This window comes from Kangiella sp., from assembly GCF_014762745.1.
Lineage (GTDB): Bacteria > Pseudomonadota > Gammaproteobacteria > Enterobacterales > Kangiellaceae > Kangiella.
In genome coordinates this window covers 1-5,475 of sequence record NZ_JABURJ010000130.1, presented here as the reverse complement: position 1 = coordinate 5,475, position 5,475 = coordinate 1, and the positions used below count along the sequence as shown (strand labels likewise).

Annotated in this window: 3 protein-coding genes; all 3 read right to left on the bottom strand. The window is 46.1% G+C overall.

Annotation, left to right across the window (positions count from 1 at the left end; translation table 11 throughout):
- Positions 1 to 162: 162 nt before the first annotated feature.
- The 3 genes from greA to carA are packed head-to-tail and all read right to left on the bottom strand — an operon-like array spanning position 163 to position 5,059.
- Positions 163 to 645, bottom strand: coding sequence for a transcription elongation factor GreA (greA, locus tag HUJ19_RS11395; RefSeq protein ID WP_106647568.1), 483 nt, complete (start codon positions 643 to 645; stop codon positions 163 to 165).
- Complete coding sequence (gene carB, locus HUJ19_RS11390) at positions 642 to 3,866, bottom strand: carbamoyl-phosphate synthase large subunit (RefSeq protein WP_290624322.1); 3,225 nt, start codon at positions 3,864 to 3,866, stop codon at positions 642 to 644. The genes greA and carB overlap by 4 nt, the downstream gene beginning before the upstream one ends.
- A 14-nt stretch (positions 3,867 to 3,880) precedes the next feature.
- Positions 3,881 to 5,059, bottom strand: coding sequence for a glutamine-hydrolyzing carbamoyl-phosphate synthase small subunit (carA, locus tag HUJ19_RS11385; protein WP_367274013.1), 1,179 nt, complete (start codon positions 5,057 to 5,059; stop codon positions 3,881 to 3,883).
- Between the last annotated feature and the right edge of the window lie 416 nt (positions 5,060 to 5,475).

Below are 5,475 nucleotides of genomic sequence, written 5' to 3'. Positions count from 1 at the left end.
TTTACTTTTCTTCATTTCCAGATAATACTAAATTATAGTTATCTGGATCAGCCCCTAAAGGAATGTTAAAGTCTACCGTTAACGAGGTAAGCAACGGAAGGAACCACCGTTGCTATCCCGACAGAACTTTTCTTAGAACTACAAGAATGTAGTTCTATGGAATTAAATATACAAAACCTCAGCGATTTCATATTCAACACTGCCTTTTGGAGTTTGAATATTTGCAATATCGCCTTCTTCCTTGCCAATCAACCCACGAGCAATTGGTGAATTAACTGACAATTTATTTTGCTTAATATCCGCTTCGTCGTCGCCAACGATTTTATATTGAACTTCATCGGCGTTGTTATCATCTAAGTTGATTAGGATAACGGTTGAACCAAAGATCACCTTACCATTGTTGGTCATTTTCTTAACATCAACAATCTGGGCATTTGAAAGCTTCGCTTCAATTTCCTGAATACGACCTTCGATAAAACCCTGCTGTTCGCGCGCTGCGTGATACTCTGCATTTTCTTTCAGATCACCATGCTCACGGGCTTCAGCAATGGCCGCAACTACCTGCGGCCTTTTCACTTTTTTCAGCTCATTTAATTCAGCCTGTAGCGCTTCTGCGCCTTCAACTGTCATAGGAACTCGATTCATCGTTCATCAACCTGTTTATGTAGTTCTTGCACTGAATAAATCTGGCTGCGACCATTCTCTTTCATAGCTGCGCAGGACGCGACCGCGCCTGCCAGAGTCGTCGTATAAGGAACCTTATATTGTAAGGCACTACGACGAATCAGGAATGAATCAGCAATTGCCTGCTTACCCTCAGTGGTATTAATAATGTAATCCACCTCACCGTTCTTGATGTAGTCAACAATATGCGGACGACCTTCAAACATCTTGTTGATGCGCTGACATGGAATACCTGCTTCACGAATAGCTCTTGCGGTGCCGCCGGTAGCCAAGAGTTCAAAACCTTGATCTGCCAAAGAACGGGCAACCGCAGCCAAGCCATTTCTATCCGCTTCACGAACGCTGATGATAACCTGGCCGGAATCAGGAACTGCCTGGCCGCCACCCAGTTTAGCCTTGTAGAAAGCATCACCGAATGTTTTTCCGACACCCATAGCTTCACCGGTTGATTTCATCTCTGGCCCAAGAATAGGATCGGAGCCCGGGAATTTATTGAATGGGAAGACTGGCTCTTTCACCGAGAAATAGCGTGGAATAATTTCTTTGGTATACCCAGTTTCAGCGAGCGTTTTACCTGCCATTACTGATGCTGCTACCTTCGCCATTGGCGTGCCCGTTGCTTTGGATACAAATGGTACCGTACGCGATGCACGTGGATTCACTTCAAGAATGAAGATCTTTTCACCCTGAATAGCAAACTGAGCATTCATCAAGCCGCGAACTTTAAGTTCTTTAGCCATTACTAGCATTTGGCGGCGTAGCTCATCCTGTACTTCTTTGCTCAGGCTAAATGGAGGAATGGAACACGCCGAGTCGCCCGAGTGAACACCCGCTTGCTCAATGTGCTCCATAATGCCGCCAATCAGAATGTTTTCGCCGTCAAAGATAGCATCAACATCCACCTCAATCGCATCATCAAGGAAGCGATCCAACAATACTGGCGACTCGTTGGAAACACTCACTGCATCATTCATGTAACGACGCAGTTCTTCTTCGTTATAAACAATTTCCATCGCACGTCCGCCCAGTACGTAAGAAGGACGAACCACCAATGGATAACCAATTTCTTCGGCTAAACGCACACCCTCTTCCATGTTACGCGCGGTACGGTTTGGTGGCTGCAACAAGCCTAAGCGGTTAATCGCGCGTTGGAAACGCTCACGGTCTTCCGCACGGTCAATCGCGTCAGGCGAAGTACCAATAATCGGTACACCGGCAGCTTCCAGATCACGTGCCAATTTCAATGGTGTCTGTCCGCCGTAATGAACAATCACGCCTTTTGGCTTTTCGATATCAACAATTGCCAATACATCTTCCAGCGTTAACGGTTCGAAGTATAAGCGATCGGACGTATCATAATCGGTTGAAACTGTTTCTGGGTTACAGTTAACCATGATGGTTTCGTAACCGTCATCGCGCATGGCGAATGCCGCATGCACACAACAGTAGTCAAACTCGATACCTTGACCGATACGGTTTGGACCACCACCCAGAATCATGATCTTTTCACGATCCGTTGGGTTCGCTTCACACTCTTCTTCATATGTTGAATACATGTACGCCGTGCTAGTTGCAAACTCAGCCGCACAGGTATCAACTCGCTTAAAGACAGGCAATACGCCCAGCTCTTTACGCAGTTTACGAATTTCTTTTTCGCTCGTGGCGAAAATATCGGCTAATCTTTGATCGGCGAATCCTTTACGCTTAATCTGACGCATCAAATCTGCATTCAGATCAGAGAATGATTTGCCTTGTAAGCTTTGTTCTATTTGAATAATTTCCTGGATTTGAATCAGGAACCATTTGTCAATTCCAGTCAGTTCAAACACTTCATCCAGCGACCAGCCCTTGCGGAAGGCATCACCGATGTACCAAATTCGATCCGAACCAGGCACTCTTAAATTTTGACGCAGAGTATCAATCCAGTTGTCATCATCTTCAGCAAGCTTAGGCTCAAAGCCAGCCGAACCCACTTCAAGACCACGCAAAGCTTTTTGCAGTGACTCCTGGAAGTTACGACCAATCGCCATCACCTCACCAACAGATTTCATCTGAGTGGTTAAGGTCTTATCTACATTTGGGAATTTTTCAAAATTGAAACGTGGGATCTTGGTAACAACATAATCAATACTTGGCTCGAACGAAGCAGGGGTTTTACCACCCGTAATTTCGTTTTGCAGTTCGTCAAGCGTGTAACCAACCGCCAGTTTCGCAGCGACTTTTGCAATCGGGAAGCCTGTTGCTTTTGAAGCTAATGCCGATGAGCGCGATACACGTGGGTTCATCTCAATGATGGTCATACGACCATTTTCTGGATTAATCGCGAACTGAACGTTCGAGCCACCGGTTTCAACGCCAATTTCACGCAATACCGCAAGCGATGCATCACGCATGCGCTGATATTCTTTATCAGTCAATGTCTGTGCAGGCGCTACAGTAATTGAATCACCAGTATGAACGCCCATTGGATCAAAGTTCTCAATGGAACAGATGATGATGCAGTTATCGTTCTTGTCGCGAACAACCTCCATCTCATACTCTTTCCAACCGATTAATGATTCATCAATCAACAGCTCATTGGTTGGCGACAAATCCAATCCACGCAAACAGATTTCTTCAAACTCTTCTTTGTTATACGCGATACCGCCACCGGTACCGCCCATGGTAAAGGAAGGACGGATAATACAGGGGAAGCCAACTTCTTTCTGCACTTCCCAGGCGTCTTTCAAGCTGTGTGCAACCTGCTGACGCGGCTGGTCAAGGCCAATTTTTGACATCGCTTTAGCAAACAGCTCACGGTCTTCTGCTTTGTCGATGGCTTCGCGCGTTGCACCGATCATTTCCACGCCGTGGATTTCTAACACACCGCGTGAAGCCAGATCCAGGGCACAGTTCAATGCAGTCTGACCACCCATGGTTGGTAGAATCGCGTCAGGCTTTTCTTTCTCAATAATTTTCGCAACCACTTCCCATTGAATCGGCTCAATGTAAGTGACATCCGCCATATTCGGGTCAGTCATAATGGTTGCAGGGTTAGAGTTCACAAGAATGACTCGGTAACCCTCTTCACGCAAAGCCTTACAGGCCTGTGCGCCGGAATAGTCGAATTCACAGGCCTGGCCAATAATGATTGGGCCAGCGCCTAAAATCAGAATACTTTCTATATCAGTACGTTTTGGCATGTCTCAATCGTCTCCTAGGCTTTGTGTTGTTCCATCAATTCAATGAAGTGGTCGAACAATGGTGCAGCATCGTGTGGACCGGGACTTGCTTCAGGGTGCCCCTGGAAGCTAAATGCAGGCTTATCCGTACGCTTGATACCCTGCAGGGTGCCATCGAATAGGGAACGATGAGTTGCTTTTAGGTTATCAGGGAGCGACTTTTCATCTGCCGCAAAACCGTGGTTCTGGCTGGTAATCATAACCGTGCCATCTTCAACATTTTGTACCGGATGGTTTGCACCGTGATGGCCAAATTTCATTTTGGCAGTCTTGCCGCCGCTGGCCAGAGCCAGCAACTGATGACCAAGACAGATACCGAATACTGGAATATTGGTTTCCAGGATTTCCTGAATTGCTTTAATGGCATAATCACATGGCTCTGGGTCGCCCGGGCCGTTGGATAGGAAAACACCATCAGGATTCATCGCCAGAACTTCGCTGGCAGGAGTCTGTGCTGGCACAACCGTTAAGTCACAACCACGCTCAACCAGCATTCTCAAAATATTGTGCTTAGCACCAAAGTCATAAGCGACGACTTTGAACTTGGCTTCTTTGAGCTTGCCGTAGCCTTCTTCCAAAGACCAGGTGCTGTCTTGCCATTGATAAGTTTCTTTGGTGGAAACCACTTTAGCCAAATCCATTCCTTTCAAGCCCGGGAACTCTTTAGCCAGCTCCAGCGCTTTATCCGCATCCGGCGCTTCACCCGCAATGATACAACCACTCAAAGCACCTTTGTCACGCAAGATACGCGTCAAACGGCGCGTATCAATATCTGCGATGGCAACTTTCTTATGGCGCTTCAAATAGTCAGATAACGACTCTTCGCTGCGATAATTGCTGTGTAATAAAGGAAGGTCTCGAATAATTAATGCTTCAGCCCAAATATTGGTCGATTCAACATCTTCGGAATTAGCACCGGTGTTACCGATGTGAGGATAAGTGAGGGTTACCATCTGCTTAGCGTAGGAAGGGTCAGTCAATATTTCCTGATATCCTGTCATGGCGGTATTAAAAACCACCTCACCTACTGCATGTCCTTCGTAACCGATTGAAACTCCATGAAAAACACTACCATCTTCAAGAACTAAAATGGCGGGCTGCTGGGCGGGTCTTAGCAGCTGTTGAGACTCTTGTTCTAACAAAGAAACCTCCATTTTTTTAGGGCGCAAAAAATTTGGGCTCAGAATTATGAGTCCAGCAAATTGTTTACTTGGTGAAATTTTGGCAAATTCCGCACATTATAGTGGAAATGGGTGGCTAAGTCTATTTAAGCGGACTATAGATAATGGGGGTGGCTAGAGCAAAACTTCTGTGAAACAACGCTTGACAGAAAGCCCGGCCCGTATAAAAAATGTCTCTTAATGAATCAGTATCCAACTGAACGATAAACGAGAATAAAGAGCAAAGAAAAAGGGCGGATAAACCGCCCATTTTCAGTAGGCCTCATGCCCCTTAGGTGCTCCCTGCTACTTCCTTGTGTCACCATATCCTTCGGTTAGATTTCCTTGCGTGCCTCCCTTGCACACTTGTTAATCTACTCTTTTTTTTAGCAATAACAACAAGGCCTGAC

Bases quoted from the DNA above. Each gene is read 5' to 3' on its own strand.
- greA (WP_106647568.1), bottom strand. From the start codon at position 645: ATGAATCGAGTTCCTATGACAGTTGAAGGCGCAGAAGCGCTACAGGCT.
- carB (WP_290624322.1), bottom strand. From the start codon at position 3,866: ATGCCAAAACGTACTGATATAGAAAGTATTCTGATTTTAGGCGCTGGC.
- carA (WP_367274013.1), bottom strand. From the start codon at position 5,059: ATGGAGGTTTCTTTGTTAGAACAAGAGTCTCAACAGCTGCTAAGACCC.